Origin of the sequence: Candidatus Nitrosomarinus catalina, assembly GCF_002156965.1 — an archaeon.
Taxonomy (GTDB): domain Archaea; phylum Thermoproteota; class Nitrososphaeria; order Nitrososphaerales; family Nitrosopumilaceae; genus Nitrosopumilus; species Nitrosopumilus catalinensis.
Window position 1 is genome coordinate 985,134 of the sequence record NZ_CP021324.1, and the last position, 20,154, is coordinate 1,005,287.

The 20,154-nt window shown below is 32.8% G+C and carries 20 protein-coding genes; 8 read left to right on the forward strand and 12 right to left on the reverse strand.

Going from position 1 to position 20,154, the window contains the following annotated elements:
* Positions 1-17: 17 nt before the first annotated feature.
* Positions 18-737, forward strand: coding sequence for a homing endonuclease associated repeat-containing protein (locus tag NMSP_RS05995; protein WP_152023820.1), 720 nt, complete (start codon positions 18-20; stop codon positions 735-737).
* Here the strand turns inward: NMSP_RS05995 and NMSP_RS06000 are convergent.
* From NMSP_RS06000 to NMSP_RS06015, 4 genes are read right to left on the reverse strand one after another with little or no spacing between them, the layout of a single operon-like run.
* On the reverse strand, positions 721-2,952 hold the full coding sequence (locus NMSP_RS06000) for a hypothetical protein (protein WP_086907915.1): 2,232 nt from the start codon (positions 2,950-2,952) through the stop codon (positions 721-723). The genes NMSP_RS05995 and NMSP_RS06000 overlap by 17 nt on opposite strands.
* Entirely contained in the window at positions 2,942-3,475 is a 534-nt protein-coding gene (locus tag NMSP_RS06005) for a hypothetical protein (RefSeq protein ID WP_086907916.1), read from the reverse strand. Before NMSP_RS06005 ends, NMSP_RS06000 begins: the two co-directional genes overlap by 11 nt.
* 1 nt (position 3,476) lies before the next feature.
* Positions 3,477-5,567 (reverse strand): SMC family protein, encoded by a 2,091-nt coding sequence (locus tag NMSP_RS06010; RefSeq protein WP_086907917.1) that lies wholly within the window; start codon positions 5,565-5,567, stop codon positions 3,477-3,479.
* On the reverse strand, positions 5,567-5,782 hold the full coding sequence (locus tag NMSP_RS06015; protein ID WP_086907918.1) for a hypothetical protein: 216 nt from the start codon (positions 5,780-5,782) through the stop codon (positions 5,567-5,569). The genes NMSP_RS06010 and NMSP_RS06015 overlap by 1 nt, the downstream gene beginning before the upstream one ends.
* 148 nt (positions 5,783-5,930) lie before the next feature.
* Between NMSP_RS06015 and NMSP_RS06020 the strand changes: the two genes are divergently transcribed.
* Genes NMSP_RS06020 through NMSP_RS06035 form a run of 4 tightly spaced genes read left to right on the forward strand, consistent with a single transcriptional unit; the run spans position 5,931 to position 10,354 of the window.
* Entirely contained in the window at positions 5,931-6,134 is a 204-nt protein-coding gene (locus tag NMSP_RS06020; protein ID WP_086907919.1) for a hypothetical protein, read from the forward strand.
* A gap of 16 nt (positions 6,135-6,150) precedes the next feature.
* The gene (locus tag NMSP_RS06025) at positions 6,151-7,023 is read left to right on the forward strand and encodes an HNH endonuclease (RefSeq protein WP_086907920.1); all 873 of its coding nucleotides are present in this window, start codon (positions 6,151-6,153) and stop codon (positions 7,021-7,023) included.
* Positions 7,016-9,262, forward strand: coding sequence for a DEAD/DEAH box helicase family protein (locus NMSP_RS06030; RefSeq protein ID WP_086907921.1), 2,247 nt, complete (start codon positions 7,016-7,018; stop codon positions 9,260-9,262). The genes NMSP_RS06025 and NMSP_RS06030 overlap by 8 nt, the downstream gene beginning before the upstream one ends.
* Positions 9,263-9,298: 36 nt before the next feature.
* Entirely contained in the window at positions 9,299-10,354 is a 1,056-nt protein-coding gene (locus NMSP_RS06035) for an HNH endonuclease (RefSeq protein WP_086907922.1), read from the forward strand.
* 2 nt (positions 10,355-10,356) lie between these two features.
* On the opposite strand, the gene NMSP_RS06040 is transcribed toward NMSP_RS06035, so the two are convergent.
* From NMSP_RS06040 to NMSP_RS08525, 6 genes are all read right to left on the reverse strand, one after another.
* Complete coding sequence (locus NMSP_RS06040; RefSeq protein WP_086907923.1) at positions 10,357-11,514, reverse strand: cysteine desulfurase family protein; 1,158 nt, start codon at positions 11,512-11,514, stop codon at positions 10,357-10,359.
* Entirely contained in the window at positions 11,507-11,881 is a 375-nt protein-coding gene (locus tag NMSP_RS06045; protein ID WP_192866155.1) for a DndE family protein, read from the reverse strand. The genes NMSP_RS06040 and NMSP_RS06045 overlap by 8 nt, the downstream gene beginning before the upstream one ends.
* A complete protein-coding gene (gene dndD / locus NMSP_RS06050; RefSeq protein WP_192866156.1) occupies positions 11,871-13,907 on the reverse strand; it encodes a DNA sulfur modification protein DndD in 2,037 nt (678 codons plus the stop codon). The genes NMSP_RS06045 and dndD overlap by 11 nt, the downstream gene beginning before the upstream one ends.
* Positions 13,894-15,441: a DNA phosphorothioation system sulfurtransferase DndC gene (gene dndC / locus NMSP_RS06055; protein WP_086907926.1), complete on the reverse strand. Its 1,548-nt coding sequence runs from the start codon at positions 15,439-15,441 to the stop codon at positions 13,894-13,896. Before dndC ends, dndD begins: the two co-directional genes overlap by 14 nt.
* The gene (gene dndB / locus NMSP_RS06060; protein ID WP_086907927.1) at positions 15,438-16,541 is read right to left on the reverse strand and encodes a DNA sulfur modification protein DndB; all 1,104 of its coding nucleotides are present in this window, start codon (positions 16,539-16,541) and stop codon (positions 15,438-15,440) included. Before dndB ends, dndC begins: the two co-directional genes overlap by 4 nt.
* Before the next feature lie 69 nt (positions 16,542-16,610).
* A complete protein-coding gene (locus NMSP_RS08525) occupies positions 16,611-16,778 on the reverse strand; it encodes a hypothetical protein (protein ID WP_192866157.1) in 168 nt (55 codons plus the stop codon).
* A gap of 33 nt (positions 16,779-16,811) precedes the next feature.
* Here NMSP_RS08525 and NMSP_RS06065 point away from each other — a divergent pair, with 33 nt between their 5' ends.
* From NMSP_RS06065 to NMSP_RS08530, 3 genes are all read left to right on the forward strand, one after another.
* A complete protein-coding gene (locus NMSP_RS06065) occupies positions 16,812-17,309 on the forward strand; it encodes a very short patch repair endonuclease (protein WP_225971258.1) in 498 nt (165 codons plus the stop codon).
* 89 nt (positions 17,310-17,398) lie between these two features.
* Positions 17,399-17,830, forward strand: coding sequence for a tetratricopeptide repeat protein (locus tag NMSP_RS06070; RefSeq protein WP_086907928.1), 432 nt, complete (start codon positions 17,399-17,401; stop codon positions 17,828-17,830).
* Between the two features lie 351 nt (positions 17,831-18,181).
* Positions 18,182-18,322: a hypothetical protein gene (locus NMSP_RS08530; RefSeq protein WP_192866158.1), complete on the forward strand. Its 141-nt coding sequence runs from the start codon at positions 18,182-18,184 to the stop codon at positions 18,320-18,322.
* Positions 18,323-18,348: 26 nt separating this feature from the next.
* Here NMSP_RS08530 and NMSP_RS06075 read toward each other — a convergent pair whose 3' ends face one another.
* Entirely contained in the window at positions 18,349-19,104 is a 756-nt protein-coding gene (locus NMSP_RS06075; RefSeq protein WP_086907929.1) for a pentapeptide repeat-containing protein, read from the reverse strand.
* A 178-nt stretch (positions 19,105-19,282) separates the two neighbouring features.
* Positions 19,283-19,861 (reverse strand): hypothetical protein, encoded by a 579-nt coding sequence (locus tag NMSP_RS06080; RefSeq protein ID WP_086907930.1) that lies wholly within the window; start codon positions 19,859-19,861, stop codon positions 19,283-19,285.
* Positions 19,862-20,154: the final 293 nt, after the last annotated feature.

Consider the following 20,154-nt stretch of genomic DNA (forward strand, 5'->3'; position numbering starts at 1 on the left):
AGTGCCAGGACGCCTATGTGCCAGATAAAAATTCAAAATTCAAAACTACAGACATGGAAAATGTTGCAGCAGAGGACATTGACATCAGCAAAGGTCAGGCAGAATTTCTCAAATCATTAATGAAGTATATTCGAATTGGTGAACTTGCTCCAATGAAATTAAGACGCCTATTTAACAAAAGCAACCATATGAAATATTTTGTTAATGAGAATTGGGGGGACGAGGAACATTTTATCAGTCTTGCATTGGATGAAAAGAATTCAAATCAAATTTCACAGATATTGTATTTTCTAAACGTAAAAAACAAGATAGAAAGAGTTCCAACAAAACAGGACATGAATGAATTATCGGTAATCGACATTGGCGATTACGAGAAAAAATTCAAAACCTGGGAAAACTTTCTAGATTTGCTGGGATTTGATCCGTGGTACAGAAATAATGATTCAGACATCACAAAAAAGTTAAAAAATATTAGAAAGGCAAAAGCAAATAACAGTAGAACAGATGATTATGAGGAACAAGAAAAATCAAATTTATTTTTAAAAAATGATACGTTAGAGGAAACCATCAAAAAGATAAACGAACTTCGAACAACAATTAAAGAGAATTTTGAGAAAAAGGATTCAGAAGAAAACTATGCAGACTATTCCTATGTAGAGATGTTTAATTTATTGGAAAAATACATAGAAATCATGCCTAATAAATCAAAATATGACAACATCAAAGATCTTTCATAAGTTTGAGTTTACCGAAAATAAAATCAGCAACCTCTGCATTGGCATCATTTTCTTCAGTCACATCTAACCTATCCAAAATAATTGAGATGTTAGCAGTGATCCATATCTCTAATTTTTCTCTTATTTTGTTTTGTTTTGAATGATACCTAAACAAATAATCCAATGCAGTGATCAGGTGTTTACAAAAATTTAAATTATTTTCAGCATATTTTATGCAATTACAATTAAAAATATCTCGCTTATTGTAATGTGAAAAATTAAGTTCAACTACATTGTAATCAAATTCAAACTTGAAAAAATCTACAGAGTTGCTTACATCTTTAAATTCATTTTTTAAAATGCCATCAATCACATCATCGTAGTTAGACGTGGTAAAAATAACAGTTAGAAAATTAGAATACTCATTTGCAGATTCATTAAAATTATTTGCACCTTCAACAAATAGAGGTATTTCTTCCAAGGTTCGTGCAAGTACTGTTGCCTCCTTCATTTCCGGAAACACATTGACTATAGCAATTCCCGTCTCGTAAAATACAGAACTCACCTTGACAATTTTGTTTTCCAGCCCACTTAGAGGGTCAAAAGTGATTTTTGAGATAGAGTTTACCCTTGCAGGTATTTGTGGCGTAATTGATACCCATATCCTTACGCCCTCCTCGTCAATGATTTGTATTGTAGCGTCATTTTTCATGTCATTTTTAATTTGATCAGATAATGCTTGAAATGTAATTATTGTGCCTTGCTCGTTTGGAGGTATTTTATTTTTTAGTTCCAAGTATTTTTTAAAACTGAGTTTCTCATCTACCATTACTTTGACATGTAGAATTTCAGAATTTATTTTAAAATTTAATTTTGCAATTGCCTCCAATTGTTCTGGTCGAAAATCATAATTTTTTATATCAATAGTAAAATCAAAATCACTGATTTTTTCATGAGGTGATTGAATTTTCACAGATTCGGCCAAAACCAGCCCAGCCACCCTAGTAACCTGATCGTCTGCATCGTCAAAATCACCCTTGTCTAATTCCAACAATTCAAGAATAAATTGGTCGGCATCAATTTTTCTTCCTACAAACGGAATTTTCTTCTGTTCAGTCTCAATGTTGTGAATATCAATGGAGATTTTTTGATAAAACTCATCATAAAACAATACAGAGTCTTCTACTCGAGATGTTGTTGGAAATGAAGTATGAAGTATTTTCTCTTTTTCCAACTCAGTTAATGATTGTTCAAACACCCCAAATTTTGGAATCAATCTTAATCCAGGAAACTTGGTTGTAATTTCATTTCTTACCAAAGTATATTTCATTTGTTTGGAAATTTTCAATCCTTTAATTATTTCAGTTTTGATCTTGTCAATAGAAAAACTAACACCATATTTTTTTGGATCATTCTTTGATCGAATTATTATATTTTCTTTTTTCAGTCTAATGAGAATTTCATTAACTCTATCTTCTAAATCATTTTCTAAAATTTCATCAAATGAATTTATCAGAAATTTATTTTTACCAAAATGATTACTATCTATAAAATGAAATAAATCATAGTGTTCTTGCAAGTTTTTACAGGATTTTATAATTTCCTCAACAGTAGATTCATCATCCATCAAATAAAACAATATTTCTGCTTGCAGTATGTTATCAAAAAATAAAGAGTTAATTTCATCCTTGAAAAATTCAGAGTTTTCTTGAAATGTTTCATACTTCTCTTTCCAATCTACAATTTTCAAATTTAATGACTTTGCAACGCCTACTTCATGTTCATCATATTTTCTAGAAGTATACCTAGTTTCACTAAGTTTCAAAATATTATGTGTAATGTTGTGAATATCCATCCAAAACCAGATATGATATTTTTCTTGAAGGTCCACAGTAGACATTCCAGCAAAATAGTCATCAAGGAAGTAACTGGGATAGCAAAAGGGGTTTTTTTGACTAATTTTTTTTATTTGTTCTACAAAATTTCTTTTTTCAATAATTTCTTGAACGTCAGATATTTGATTTATTTTGGATTCAATTAATTTTTCAAATTTTTCTTCTGAAAAAATTTTTTTAAAATTTATAGGTTTATTTTCTTCATTGATTGGATTACCAATATCAACATATTCGTCTTGAGGTTTACTTAATACAGATTCAGACAGATGTTCATCCACGTGTTTTTTTAAAGAATCATCATTCTCAAACTCTTTGTGGCAAATAATACATTTATGAGTCATCTAAAAGTTCTTTTAATTTTTCTTCATATGCGCTATACGGATCTGTTGGTCTGCATTCATTGTTCATTTTCATAAGAAAAGTAATTCCTGCATTTGCATATTCTTCGCATATTTTTAGAACATTTTTTGGTTCAAATGAATCCAATGTGGGCTCTCCACTCTCCAAATCCCTTGATTCTGTTAATGCTGTTGCCAACATCATCCAAAGATATTCAGGATCTCGCTTGAAGTATTCCATATCTATGTGATCTTTTCTATCTATTTTCCCATTTTCTCCTTTCAAATATTCATTTTTCAATCCCTTTTGTTTTCCAATACACATTGCATAAATGAAAATATCTTTATCCGTACAGCCACTAAAAAATGAAGTTCTGTCCCGTGTACTTCCTTTAAATTTTGAATAAAAATCTGAAACGCCAGGAACATTTCCATCAAATCCAACTTTTAGCGTTCCAAATGAAAGAAGGATTCTTCCAACATCCCTGGTATTAAAATCAAATTTTGATTTATCTTCATTGGACATTTTATTTCATCTCCTTAAAACATCTGGTAGTATTTCCATCGTCAGTTTTACATAATTCAATCGCATATTCTTTCCAGATCTTATTGGTTGGTTTGAGTATGTCCCTAACAGGTATTTCACCAAGCGGACCTGATGTATATTCTGTGTCAGTCACGAATAAAACAATTTGAACATTTGGCAAATATTTTGCCAAGACTTCTGCCACTTCATTTCTAAATTCTCCAGATATATTGTGTAGCGGAGAATCTATAAACAAAAATGTATTTTTTTCGGTAATACTTCGACAACCAAATACATAAGATAATCCTAAAACATGTGACTGTCCCATTGAAGTTAGTTTTGTGTTTTCATTTTCATCTACAGCTAAAATGTCATAGTTTGATGTAATCATAACTTTGTCAAATTCTTCTTTTTGAGGAGCAGACATCATAAAATATTCATTAGTTGCTTTTTCTGCAGTATCTCTTAAGATGTCTGAGATTTCTTTCCTTTTTGCTTTAGATAATTTTTCAATTGCATTCAAAATAGTTACTTTGTCTTTATCATCCTGAAATTTTTCTCCATGTGAAACAGCTTCTTCATATTTTTTATTTAGATTGGTTTTGTCATCTTCTAAATTAAGTAATTGCTCTTTAGCATCGTCTATCTTTGACTGTATTTTACCTATTCCATTAAACAAATCCCGACTTTTTTTATCAAGTTGTTCATAAGTTTCAGTTCCAGATGAAGGAAGGGTTCTCCTTTCCTCATATAGCTCAGCTAACTCAGTTTTAGTAATTTTCAATTGACGAGTTATATCAATTTCATGGTCCTCTAATTCATCATATCTTTGTCTAATTTTTTCAGGATTTGATTGATCAACAATTTGACTAATTAGTCCACGACCTTGTGAGATACTAGACACCATATCACTATCAATAATTGTTTCTTTAACACGGCCTAATTCATCCCATACTTCATCATTTTCTTCAAAATCTCGTCCACATACACATGTTAATGCATTTCGAAGTTTATCTATTCCTTCAGAAGTGATAGATGGGGGTATTTTTTGTAATTCCTCTAATCTGCCAAAATCTTTTTGGGATTCCAATAGGGTGTTTCGAATTAATAAGTATGGAACATTTTTGAACAGAAATTGTTTTATTTCATCATTGATTTTATTTTGTAATTTTTTTAAAGTTTTAACCTCGTTTTCTTTTTTATTGATTCTACCCTGAACATCTTTTCCAGCTTTAGTTTTACCCATAATTTCCTGAAGTTCATTATAGCGAATCCTATTTTCTGACAATAATCCTTTGTTAGTCTCCCTAATTTTTTCTTGATCTGCGATATCATCCTGAACGTCTTGTAATGCACGAGCAAGTGCTTCACCGTCTGCACCGCCTGTTTTTCTTGCAACTAGTTTTTTGATTTCCTGTTTAGTATAGGCCGTGGATTCTATCAATGAGTCAACTACAGGCAATCCAGAAAGTTTTTGAATTCCATCCATTATGATTGCTTTAGAGTCATTAGAATTTTGAAATTTCATTAACTTTTCACCATCAAACAGTACAAAATCACTTAGATCTTTTGGCAAATATGATCTAATCTCTGCGTTAATTAATGAATCATCTCTCTCAGTAAACATTCCACCTTCTTTTTCATCTTTTAATCTAAGCTTGCAATCAGTTTCAATTTGTATGCCAGAATTAATTCTAGAATTATTTAATCTGTCGAATTTCTTTCCATTTTCATCACGAAGTTTTGTTGCAGTTGCAGAACGTGTTAGAACATACAGTTCACCATTTTCATCATTTACTGTAAGTGAAACGGAACCAGTTACTTTTTTCCCAAGTTGTAACTCATTTAAAGATGGTAAGTTGATTAATCCTTCGTCATCCAAAGTAGTATTGGATTGAGGTTTAAAAAATTCGCCATACAGACACCAGTAAATTAATTGAAACGAAGTTGACTTTCCTCTACCGCTTTCAGCCTGGATAACTGTGATATTTTTTTCTGGATCAGTTGAAAATTCTAATTCATGACTACCGCGAAAACCCCCACAGTTATTAATTTCAATTTTATGTATTAACAAACTATTTTTTTCAGTCATTAGTAATCCTTACACCATTCCAAGATACTTGTTCTTTGATTTTTTTCCATTAGATTTAATGAATTTTGCAATATTTGTTCATACATTTTGTCTTTTACTTTTTCATTAGCATTAGAATCCTCTACCTCCAAAAAGGAATTAACAATGTCTCGAATTTCTTTAGGCATGCCACCATCATCATTAAAACTATCTTTGATAATTTTGTTAATAGTCATAATAAACAGAGAATGAAATCATTCATAAAGATTTTGCAATAATAGTCAAAAAATGTATTACATTGTAATAATATGAATTTAATAATTAAAACAATAAAATAATTAAAATTATAATAATACTTAATAATTTGAGAAGAGATTATTTACCATGGCAGTATACAGCCTTCCTTGGGATAGACAAGAACAGATTAAAGTTTGTGTTGCGCTAAGAAACCATAGTTTTGTTAGTTTTACAGAAAAAGATGAGTTAGAGAAAATTGAAAGAAACATACAGTATGCAGATTTATCTGAACCAGAAAAATTGTATTTGGAAAAAATGATTGATCAATACGGCAGCAATATAGACATTTAGTAATTATTTTTTAGTCATGTCTAATCAATTTATTTTAATTTTAAAAAATTCTGATGAAGGAAAATTCAATGGGTTTAAGAGAAAAAATTTCAATAAACAAACAAAAGAAATCCTAAAGAAGAATAGTAGTAATCACGTTTTAGGGCTGCATAAAGGAGTTATCAGCAACAAAGTCTGGAATAAAATCAAAAAAGATGATAAATTCTACATTACAATTGAAAATGAAACTTTTAGAGTTACTGCAAATTTAATTAAAAAAGCTAAGAATTTAAAATATGGAGAAATAATCTATCCCGAAACGATAGATAGAAAGCAGGTTAATTATTTCTTATTTTTTAAAAAATTAGATGATTGTCGTGAACCTTTTGAGGTTTTAAAAAAAAGGTCAAAATCAAATATTTTTTCCAACGAAGGAATATTTGAAATAAAACAAAGAACAAATTCTGAAAGAATTAAGAAAACAAAAATCAACAAAGCACTAATTGAGAAGACTCGCGGCAAAGTAGAAAGAAAACATAGATCAATTCAAGCACTGGATAGAAACCAATCTAATGTGGTACAATTAAAAAAACTTTACAATAACAAATGTCAAATTCAACAATGTAATTTTGAATTAAATTATGAAAAAGGAGGAAAAATTAAACAGTTTTCACATGTTCATCACTACAATCAATTAGCAAAGAGTCGAATGGATTCATTGAATAACATGATTGTTTTATGCCCAAATCATCACGCAGAATTTGATTTTAAAGTCAAACTCATTGATTATGATGGAGTGACCATAATTAATGAAAAAGGAAAAGAGACAGGAGAAACAATCAAGTTTCATAAAGGTCACAAACTAGATATTAAAAACATAGAGAGTTTACTTGGAGAACAAGATGGATGAAATAAATTCTTTTGAAGAATTAGACATTAACTACGAATACAATTCAAATAGAAATTTTGTATATGCAGATTTTTTTAACAAGATTTTACCGCATTGTAACTATTACAAAAGATTTGGAGGTATTTTTTCTGGACAGAAATTTGTACAGTGTGCAGAAGGATTGCAAGATTTCATTAAAGAAAATGATGGAACTATGCAACTTGCAATAATACCCGTTTTTGACGAAAAAGACAAAGAAGCATTTTCAAAAAATTCTAGAGAGCAAATTATTACAGAAAAATGGAAAGTAGAATTAAATGAAATTGAAGATAGTCTTAAGCAAGATCACATTAAAGCTTTAGCATGGATGATATCAACTGGAAAATTAACAATAAAATTAATTCTTCCTCAAGATGAAAATGGCAATCCGTTAACCAGAGAGCAACTTAGAGATGAAGAAGTATTGGTAAACGAAGTAGGAATTTTTACCAATAAACACGGAGAAGCTCTTTCATTTCACGGTCACATAGATGCAAAGAAAGATGAATCAGATGTTATTCGCATAACTACATCCAGACATTGGGTTCCAAAAGAGAAAAGACAAAGAGATAAAGATTTTGATAAATTTGAAGAATTTTGGAACAATGAAACATGCAAGATTGGAGACATTACATGTCAGATCAGACCCTTAACACCCGAATTAGTAGACTATTTCAAGGAGACAGCGCCAGAAGAACCTCCCGAATCATTGTTTGTTCCACCTCAATTAAGAGAATATCAAAACGATGCAATACAGAATTGGCAAGAAAATGGTAACAGAGGAATTTTTGAAATGGCTACAGGTACAGGAAAAACATTCACAGCCATTGGGTGCATAGACAGATTACGAACAATCCATAAAAAATTATTTGTAGTTGTGTCTGCACCATACACAAATTTAGTTGATCAATGGGAAGATGAACTCAAAAAATGGCACATACCATCAATAAAACTAGAAGAGGGTTGGACAAAAACACTACGAAGGGAGATTAGTGCAATAAATAAAACTGAAAATAGTCAAGTGACAGTTGTAATTTGCACACATAACAAATTTTCAACAGATAATTTAATTAAAAATATTGAAAAATGCAACACAAAAACTTTGTTAATTGTTGACGAAGCACATCATGTTGGTGCAGGAAATACTTTAGAAGATGTGGAAGAACTAATGTTAGGTAAAAAAGAACTTACACAAGGTGCAAGAAAGGGATTATCTGAAAAATATGATTTTCGATTAGCACTTTCTGCAACAATTGTAAGATATTTTGATGATGAGGGAACAGACTATCTACGAAAATATTTTTCTGGAACAAAAACAGGTGACGATGGAAAACCACTGTCGACGGTAATTAACTTTGATCTTAAAAGAGCAATTGACGAATGTTCAAACTGTAAAGAAAGTAAAAAAAATTGTTCTTGCGGAGAATTTAAAGGATATTTGTGCGGATATAATTACCACCCTTACTTTATTGAATTGACTGCCACTGAATTTGATGAGTACAAGAGATTAACATATGAAGCAGTCAGGTATCTAAAATCAAAAGATCCAGGAGTCAAAAGTATGGGACAAAACAAAATCATACAAAGATCAAGAATAATTAGAGACGCTTCACAGAAAATTCCCACATTCATAAAAATTATGAAGTCATTTACAAAAATTAAACATCTTTTAGTTTTTTATTCGGAAAGACAATATGATGAGATAGATAAAATTTTAGAGAAATCATCAGAAACTTTAGGTTATGCAAGACCTGTCTTTAAAAGAATTACACATGACAGTCCAAAAGACAAAAGGAAGAGAAAAAAATATCTCCGTGACTTTGCAAAAGAAGATTATGATATGATTTTAGCTAATAGGGTGCTTGATGAAGGCATGGATGTGCCTGAAGCAAAGGGGTGCATTGTTCTTGCATCGACAGGAAATCCAACTCAATTTGTTCAAAGAAGAGGGAGAGTCTTGAGACAATTTGATGATCTGTATTTAGATGGGACATCAAAGACGCATGCAAACATCTATGATGTTTTGGTTAGACCTAACTTAGAGGGATTTGAGAATCCCGAAGCTCACAAGCTTGAGATCGGAATGATAAAAAGTCAACTTGCAAGAATTACAGAAATGGCAAGTTTAGCTTTAAATTATGACGACGACCTGAAAGAAAAAATTAAAGAATTTAAAAATAATTTACCTGAAGATGTTTTTGAACAGGAATATGACGAGTGATTTTATTCAACACAAATTAATTCAAGTGTGTTTAAAATGACAGATTTTCCCAAAACAAAAAATCATCAGGAATTTGAAGAAAAATTTCTTTCAATGGTAGTGCACGGGAAAAAATCAACCACATACAAATTTGCATTTGCCAAATTTCTACTGGAATACTGTAAGCAAGATAGAGTTGAAGAGCATGTAGAATTTTCTACCATTGCCAAATATTTTTTGGAATTTTTTTGGCCACAAGTATGCAAAACCAAATTAAATCACGCACCAAGATATACAAAAAAAGGCGGAATTAAAGTGCCAGATATAATTACAATCATAGGAAATGAATTTTCTGAATCATGGTACCCAAAAAACTATGCTTACTATGAACGACAAGAGGGAACTAAAATTCAAAATTGCATTGATGCCATATCTGAAAAATGTTTCAATGATGTTGTGTGGAGATTTCAAAAAATTGCCAGTATTGAGCCTGAAAATCCCTTATTTTTCAAATATCAAGTAGTATCTGGCTGGAGTGATGCAAATAGAAAGGACACGGATCTTGCATTTGGGATATATCTCAATCCAGAATTTATCAAATTTGTTCAAGAAAAGCATGTCTTGCTAAACGCAGTTGTGATACTTGAATGGGCACGCTTCTTGGAAAAATATAACAGAGACGTTCCATTGATTATTCCAAAACTTGAAGGCTCAGAAATCAAAAGAGATACAGTATATTCTAACAAAGCAAAACATGAACTAACTGAAGCAGGTTACAACAGATGTTTCTATTGTAAAATTAAATTTTCAGATTCTATCAAAGTACACCTTGAACATGTCATACCATTTGATTATATTTCTGAAGACAACATTTGGAACTATTCTTTGGCATGTCAGAGTTGCAATTGTCATAAATCAGGATTTCTGCCCCCAGAAGAATTCATTGATCAATTAATTGAAAACATTACAAAAGATAAGGAAAGAATACCAATGTTAAAAGATTCAGTAAATATGATAGGAGATAATTATCCAGAAATTATTAAAAATCACTACAACAGTGCTAAGCGGTTAGGATATGCAATCAAACACATGCCTCCCAACAAATTAAATTAATTTCATCTAATTTTTGACAAGGATTCAATAGAATTTACAATCTCACCAGTTGCAACTTTGATATCATCATCAGTATTGAATCGTCCACAGCCAATTCTAATGGCATAGTGTGACTGCTCTTCACTTAATCCCAAGGCCAAAAGTACGTGGGAAGGCTCAACATTCTGAGTAGTACATGCAGAGCCTGCAGATATGGCCAATTTCTTTGATACTGAATTAATTATTGCCTTGCCCTCAATTCCATCAAATCTAATGTTGAGATTATGAACCAGTCTATTTTCTGGATGGCCATTTAGTTTGCCACCAACTGCTGCAAACTTTTCTAACATTAAATCTGTCCATTTTTTGTATTTTTTATTTTCATCATTCATTTCTGATACTGCAATCTCTACTGCTTTTGAAAATCCTACAATTCCTGGAACATTTAGTGTACCAGAACGAATGTTTCTTTCTTGTCCCCCACCATAAACAATGGAATTCAGTTTGACTCTTGGCATCAAACTGCGCAGGTATAATGCGCCAATTCCTTTTGGCCCATAAATTTTATGAGATGAAAATGACATTAAATCAATATTCATTTTTTTAACATCAATTGGAATGTGTCCAACTGCTTGAGCTGCATCAGTATGAAACAACACATTATGTTCATGTGCAATTGCACCAATTTGTGAGACATTTTGTATTGTACCAATCTCATTGTTTGCAAACATTATTGAAATTAGTATAGTCTTTTCAGTAATTGCAGATTTTAATTCCTCCAAGTCAATTAAACCAAATTCATCAACTGGAAGATAAGTTACATCATATCCCAAAGACTCTAAATGTTTTGCAGTATCTAAAATTGCCTTGTGTTCTGTAACACAAGTTATCAAGTGATTTCCTTTTTCTTTGTTTTTCTCCATCACACCAAGTAGTGCTAAATTATCAGATTCAGTTGCACCAGATGTAAAGATAATCTCATCAGTGTTTGCACCAATTGCCTTTGCAATTGATTCTCTTGCAAGCTGAACTGTAACTGATGCGTCATATCCATAGGGATGATCCAAACTGGACGCATTACCAAATTTCTCAGTGAAATATGGCTTCATTACCTCAAAAACTCGTGAATCTACAGGCGTGGTAGCATGAGAATCCAAGTAAATTGGAGGTTGCTCACTCATTTTGCTCATCTTTTACCAATTCATAAAAATCAGACAAATCATTGATTCTTGGCCACAAGGCAGTTGCCCCTCTATTCATGTGGGCACGAGTCATTTTTTGCAGATAAAGTTCAGGGTCTAATCCGTCTTTTTTTAATCGATTAAGCATTAGTGCCATGTAAATTGGCTCATGTGCACCAAAGAGAACTGCAGGTTCTAGTTTGGAGCCTTCTTGGTTGTACTCGTCAGGATTTGGAATGGAAGGATCTTTAAGCGACATGCAAAATCCAAATCGCAAAGAAATGTTTGGAGTCAAACCAGTTTTGATTCTCATGATACCAAGATTTTTTTGTACCCTGGAACTGGTAGTTACTGCACTAAACTTCAATTTCTTTTTCTCCCTTGTTGTTGAAAAAGTATCTGTCATGCAATACTGTTTTTCCATTTTCTGAATCGTATGAAATAACTATGGACTTTGCAATGTATGGTTTTAGTTCTTTGTAGTGTTCGTAATTGATTTCTGAATCAGTTGATAAAATTATTGTTTGGTGTGATGCAATCGGATAAAATTCACCAACCAAACTTTTTCTGTGATCCTCATCTAATCTTGCAAGTGGAGTATCTATCATAAATGGCAGTGGACGTCCAGATGTTTTGGCTAATGCTTGTACAATTGATGTGGAGTACATTTGAAGTTCACCTTTTGATAGCATATCTTTTGTAATCTCATCATCATTTCCTTTGAATAACTTAATTTCAAAGGTTTCACCGTTAATTTTGACTTTTTCAATAAAATCAGTTTTGTGTAATAGTGTAGTTAGTCCATCTAAAATGTATCTCTCTAAGAGTTCCAATTTTTTACTTCTTAAAATATTAGAATAGTCTTCTAGCACCTCTTGCACTTTGGGTCCCAGTTCCAATCCGGCCAATCTCTTTTTGTCAATTTGTTTTTTGGTTAAATTAATGCGAATTTGAGAATTCAACAAGATTAGAACAGATTTTTCTTGAGCCTCTAAATTTTCCAGATTTTCAATTTCATTTTCCAACTCCCCTAATTCACGACTAGTTTTGGTCAATTCTGAGAAAATTGGACCTATTTGGTCATCTTTTGGGGCGCTTTCAAGGCTAACTGAAGTCAAGTTCAAGGAATTTGTCAGTACATTGTGAGATTTTGCCAGGGCCTCCAGACGAGAGAGGTTCTCATCATTTACACTGTCAATTAGATTAGTAATTTTATCCATATCATGCTCAGAGAAATTATATGACAATTCTTGAGATTCTGAAATTGAATCTAATTTTTTTGCAAACAATTCATTGATTTGTGCAGATAATTCATTTTTGAGTTTCGAATCGTATTTTGATAAAAATGAATCAGAATTTATTTTATTTTCTAATTCTTTGAAATTTTTATTCAAAATTTCTTTCTCATAATTATTTTTAATTTTTTGCAAATCCAAGTTAATTTCATTTTTTAATTCATGCATTTGTTTTGGAATCAAACTAAATGGCAATGTATCTGCACACATATCCCTAATGTCTTTTTCAACATTTTCTAATTTTGATTCAAATTTTGTTTTATCAACCTGCAAAGACTCTCGTTTATCTGCAAAATCTCCACCCAATTTTTTGAATTGCTGTTCATGTACTGCAAGTTGTTTTTCCAAATTAGTTTTTTGTAAATTTAATTCAGATTGTTTGTATTGTAGTTTTTCTATTTTTGATTCACACATTTGTTTTTCTTTTGTTTTGAGTTCAATTTCTTCTAGAATTTTTTTTGTATCCCCATCAGAATTTCTTAAAACACTAATACCAATATCATCAATTAGTTGTTTTACTAAATCCAATCCAAGCAAAGTATCAAAAGAAGATCTGATGAATTTATCCTCATTTCCAGAATCAGCAATATTTTGAATTTTCTCCCCATCAAAGAAAAACAACTTTGTAATTCCCTTTGGAAGCAATTGATCAATGAATGTCTGCCATTCAGATTCCTCCAAGGAATCAAGTTTGACAAATTTTTCATCACCTAACATCCTTTTTTCAATGGCAAACTTCTCATCAATTGAACCATCATTGTTTTGCCACATTCGAAATACTTTGTACTCCAAAACTTTCCCGGCATGAGCATATTGAAATTCAACTCCAAGAGATGCAGAATCTGCAGCCTTTTTTGTGCCTAAAATTCTATGAATTAGCCTCAAAATTTTGGCATGATACTGTTTTTGAGTTATTTTTGTATCAAAGGAATTTTGTCCATACAGACACAGCATGACTGATTCAAACAGAGTTGTTTTACCTGCACCATTTGTTCCTCCAATCAAGATTATTGGTTTGTCTTTAGTGGTTTGCACATCAAATTCGTTTCTTCCCCTATACACTCCAAAATCATTTAAAATTATTTTAGTTAGAAGCATTAGTTTTCTCCTTTCTTTTAGATGAAGGAACAGATTCCTTTTCTTTACGTTCTTGATGCAATTCATCCATAATTACATCCATATCCTCACGCCATTCTTTAGAAAGTTGTTTTTTAATTTCTCCAAATATTTTTGAATGTCTTGTAGCACCCTGGTTTTCAAATTCTTTGTTTAACAAAGTACTAACTAATTTTGCAGGGACGTTATGGTCTACACAAACCTGTTGCAGTAACTCTTCTTCCATTTCTCCAAAACCTCCCAAATCTTCTTTGGCAGATTCTAATTTTATTCCAGTAATTTTTTCATAGATTTGATAAGCTGAATTATGCCAATCTCCTTGTTCCATTCTCCATATTCTTTGTATTTCATGAATTTCTTCTTGTAAAATTAATTCCATGTCAGGATCATTTTTTTGTTTTTGAATTTTTACTTGTCCAACTAGTAATTTTTCCAAATACTCTTTTCTAAATTTCATAGTATATGGTCCGGGAGTATATCTTATCAAAGGAATTTCAAGATTATCTTTTGCAAGACATATGGGGCAATTTTTTAATGATATATCATTAATGACAGTAGAGCATTTAGTACATTTTACGTCATGAGTTTTTAGGTCTACTTTGCCGTTTCTTCGTTTTTTCTCTCTTACTTTTTCCCATGCTTGAGGTTCCTGAGTTTGCTTTAGTTCCTCTCGCAATTCTGCTAAAATCTCCATCCATTCCTCGCCATTTTCAATTAAATTATTGAGGTAACTCTGCTTGTCTACAACAGTACAGGTCCAGCATCCAAATCTGCCACCACCGCAAGATGGAGTACTGGTATCAACTACCAAGGGACATTCACTTGCGTTGGCATCTTGGTATAATGCTAGCAAATCTCGATTATTTTCATTCCATGGATTTTTGTTTTGTAACAGATAATTCCAAACATCTTCTGCAGAAAAATCCTCAATTGGGGTGTAGATGTAAGTTTGTGCAAATTTTGAGTGCCTTGATAATAGACTGTTGTCAATTTTATACAAATTCATTGTTTGGTGTCTTGAGATACTTTCGGACTTTCTCATCCCAAGTAGTACAATTGCCTCACCATACTCAGAGACTTTTTCTTCAATGAATCTATCTGCATTGTTTATTTTTAGCATATCAGTACACCAACGAAACATTACAGTTGGTGCAGGATAACCCAATCCAAGTAATCTAACCCAAAAAGTATCAGATAGTTTTGGTCGAAGTAAATTAGTTGATAACGGCAAATGTTGTTCTTGTCCATGTTTTTCCATTTTGTTTAAACTGCCAGTAATTCTTGCTGCAATTTGTGGGGATTCCACTAAAGTATCTGATGAAATAACGTAAACCTGCTTTTGTAATTTTTCAGGAGAGAGTTCAGATAATGCATTCCATACCAATTGAACTAAACAAGTTGAATCTTTGCCACCACTGAATCCAATTATCCAGGGGCGATTATCACTAAGGTATACTTTTCTTATTTCTTCATAAACGTCAGTTAACTTTCTTTTATCAAAAACAGATTCACTCAAAGCTTATCCTCTATTTTTTGCCTGTCTTCAGAGAGTGAAATGCCACATTTTTGCAAAATTACGTTGGCTGCAAGGTCAATTCCTGCTGAATGTTTTTGCATTTGACCATTAAGAATCAGTCTCTTTTCCCAATCAGATGATTCTCTTGACCAATCAATTTTTTTGAGATTTTTCAACACATCTTTCCAGGAATCAGGATTTTGTTCAATAATTATTTGTCCGGCAATACCAATTGCATTAAGACAATTTGTATTTGTGTGAACAAAGCTCTTTCTTAGTTCAGATGAACTAGTTTTTCCTTGAATTAGTAATTGCCATTCAGGGATATTTTTTGAAACTATTTCCCAGTATTCTTTGATTAATTTTTTTTCATCATCAGTAGGTTTTCTACTTTTACGCAAACCAATTAAACGCAATGAAGCATCTGCAATTCCATTTAGAGTAAATGCATTAGTTGAGCGATTAGAGATGCTAGTTTTTTCCAACTCAACTCGTCCTTCAAAGATATCAACAGAACCAACTAAATCAACAATAAATTGAGAAAACTTGTCTCGATGATCATATAGTATGTTTAATGATTTTGTAGGCTTTACGGCATTTTTATTCAAGTCTGAAAACATTTGCTGACTGCGTTTTAAACCATCATCTTGGAAAAATACAACAGAAATCATTTCAGAGCCCAAATCAGGATTCTCCTTTAGGGCCTCTTCAATTGCCTTTCGTCTGTGCTGTCCGTCATTGATCAATAGTCTGGAGTCCATGTTGATGTAAAGACGTCCCAGTTTGCCGTCCTCACCTAGAGATGCAGCTGGTGTGAATTTCATAGTTCCATCAACTGATGCAGTTAATGAGGAAAACGTGTAGTCCTCAGGGTTGTTTAGGATGTAATTTTTAATTGCAGGAATACGAGAATCCTTCATAATTCTTTGTGCACGTAGTTCTGGAGGAATCTCATAATCATTGAAGATGAATAGTTTTGGAATAATTTTGAGCGGACACATTGCCACATAGAATTCACGTTTTGCCTGAATCCCACGAATTGCATCAAACCCATATGTCTCACTGCCAACAGATTGTTCAGCAATTCTTGATTTAGACATATCTAGGCATGGTGGAAGTACGATAAAAGCATTTGGAAGTCTACTATTACCTAATGGAAGTCTACTTTACTAGAATGCTTTTTTTAGTTTGTCAAGGTCAGCTTTTGCCATTTTTACTGAAAAGACTGCAGCATCAGGATGTTTTGCACCCTTTGCGATTGGATGAAAAACTACTTTGATTGAAGTGCCATCTTTTGTAATAGTAACTGGTCTACCGCCAATTTCGTTATTTGCCATAATCTATGTGACTAGAGATTCTTTATAGAGTTATTGGATTGGAGAAAATTCCAATTATTTTTACAGATCATTGCCACATTCCTTTTAGGACGCATTGATTGTAAAGACACAGCAACAGGTTTTGAAATGACAGACATCTTTACACCAGAAAAAAGATCATGGGTCATGTCCCAGATACGTGGAAAAAATACAAAGATAGAAATCAAAATGAAAAAGATTCTCAAAGAAACGGGATACAAGTTTGAGATGCATCCTGAGATGTACGGCAACCCCGACTTTGCACACAAGAGAAAGAGGATAGCAATATTCTGTGACGGGGACTTTTGGCACGGTTACAGATATGACATAAAGAAAAAGCCTGCAAAAAAATACTGGCGCGACAAGATTGAAAACAACATGAGACGAGACAAAAGATACGGCCGAAATCTCAGACGGGACGGGTGGTCGGTCCTCAGATTATGGGAGCACGATATTGAAAAAAATCCTGAGAAATGCAGACGGAAGATACTGGCAAAGTTTCGTTCCAGATGACACGCCTAAAAGTTAAGTATAGTTAAACATCATATTACAAATATTAAGTATAGTTAAACCCCTAAATATCATAAACTCGCTAGTTGTGCATGGTACGAAAAATAACAGAACTTGAAAAAGTTCTAATACAAAAATCAAAACCACCTGACGAAGCGGCCTATTTTTTAAAAAAGGGCGTAAAGTTAAGTGAAGAGAAAAAATATGCTGAAGCAATTGCATGTTATGACAAAGTCATAGAGTTGAATCCTAGATCTAAAGCTGCTTGGCATAACAAAGCACTTGATTCACTTCATCTGGACAAGTACGAAGAAGCCCTTACTTGTTACGAGGAAACAATTAGGATAGACCCTACACATTCTCACAGCTGGTGTGGCAAGGGAGTTTCATGCATACGTCTGAAAAAAATTCCTGAGGCAGTTGCATGTTTTGAGGAAGCAGTTCGGTTAGACCCTACAGATGAAATTGCAAGACAAAACAAAACAACTGCACTCCAATGGCAAAGGGAGAATAGAGTTGAGTGATGTTTTCTTTGAAGGTTATCACTTGAATCTCATAGAGTGTAACCAAGAAAATGCAAAGGGCATCATAATTGCATGCGGCAACACACATCTCTTTTTGAACCACGAAGCAGCAGCAGAACTACTTCAGGGATTAAACAAAAACTCCTACGAGTTGTTTAAGACCAGAAGAGAGATGTTTCAGTGAGCCATATCAGGCCTAATAGCAAAAAGGTTCAGATATGCTCAACGTCTCCCGGGTATCCCGTCTACTGTCCAAGATGCAATTCAACTAATGTTCTCATCTTCTATGATCCTCGATTTACACCCAGATTACAAAACAAGTGGGATGAATTGATTGATCAAAAAAGGATTTTGCTTGAGAACAGATGGGAGAAAATCAAGGATGAAAACCAGTGGGGCAAGTTAGAAAAGGGCTCTGAGAAACCAAACTGGATTTGTAAGGATTGCTATGACGGCGGGATAGTTGTAGTTGGAGATTCTTACTTTGAATAACACAAGATCACAAATACAATCTTATCCTATCCTAAATCCGTATCTTTCAAATTCGCATTCGTCAAATTCGCACCACTCAAATTCGCAAGTTTCAAATTCGCAAGTTTCAAATTCGCACCACTCAAATCTGCATCTTTCAAATTTGCACCTATCAAACTTGCACCTTCCAATTCCGCACCTCTCAAATCCACACCTTCCAATTCCGCACCTCTCAAATTCGCATCTTTCAAATCCACACCTCTCAAATTCGCACCACTCAAATTCACACCTCTAAAATCCAAACCATTCAAATTCAAATCTTTCAAATCCAAACCTCTCAAATTCGCACCACTCAAATTCACACCACTAAAACCTAAATCTGTCAATTCCGCATCTATCAAATTCGCACCACTCAAATCCGTAAAGGACAATTTCGCACCTCTCAAACTCGCACCTTCCAATTCCGCACCTCTCAATTCCGCACCTATCAAATTCACACCACTCAAATTCACACCACTCAATTCCGCACCATTTAATTTCGCACCTCTCAAATCCACACCTTCCAAACTCGCACTTTCCAAATCCAAACCTGTCAATTTTACACCTCTCAAATCCGCACCTTCCAAACTTGCAAGTATCAAATCCGCACCTCTCAAATCCGCACCTCTCAAATTCGCACCACTCAAATCTAAACCTGTCAATTTTACACCTCTCAAATCCGCACCTTCCAAATCCGTACTTTTAAAATCAGTGTTATTGCCATTCCTGTTCCTGATTTCTTTTACAATTTCTTCATCTGCCATGTTCTAACTTTATGTGCTTTATCCACTTAAGGATTTTTCAAAAATCTCAGGGTTATACTTTCAGAGTTATACTTTCAGAGTTATACTTTCAGAGTTATACTTTCAAGGTTATACTTTCAGGGTTATACTTTCAGGGTTATACTTTCAGGGTTATACTTTCAGGGTTCGTCTATATCGGTTACAAGTTAATTCGATCTTTAAATTCATATTTCATTTGGTCTTCATATTGTTCAATTTCTTTATCAAGACCTCTTTGCTCATCTATTATGTTCATGTATGCATCATCCCAATCAAGTTTTTGCGCTTTTATGGATTCATTAACTTTTTCCTTTACTACATGTTCATTTTTTTTCCAAAAATATTTACGTTCTAAATCAATAATTTGTTGTGATTCCGGAATGAACGTTTTGAATATGAAAAAATGTTGCAATGCATTTGTGTACCAGTCAAATATTTCTTTTCCCGCTTTTTGCACTTCTTCACTTTCTATTTCTAAATTCAATAACGATACATTGAGCTTTTCAGCAATCCAGTTTGGTCTATCAAATATATTTAAAATTCTTGAATAACGGGTTAATTCAAAAAGGATTTCATTCCATTTGTCTTGTTGATCTAATGCAAGGTTATTGGCAAACCGCTGTTTTTGAGGTAGAGGAAATTCATTCCAAAGGTTATTTTTTTGTTCTGGGGTAAGTTCATTCCAAAGATCTTTTCTTTCATCGGATGTAAGTTTATTCCAAATTTTTTTGAATGCCACATATTGGAAAGAGAGTTGTTGTTGATATTAATTTCCATATTTTTAGATAGATGTAGTCATATTCAAAAAAAAGGTTATACTTTCAGGGTTATACTTTCAAGGTTATACTTTCAGAGTTATACTTTCAAGGTTATACTTTCAGAGTTATACTTTCAAGGTTATACTTTCAGAGTTATACTTTCAAGATGAAAACCACAATCTTAAATCAAATTAGTTCGTAAATCCAACATTGAAAAATACAACAATAACTCACGACTGTGAGATGTTGGAGTATTGGACTGAGAAGACATTTC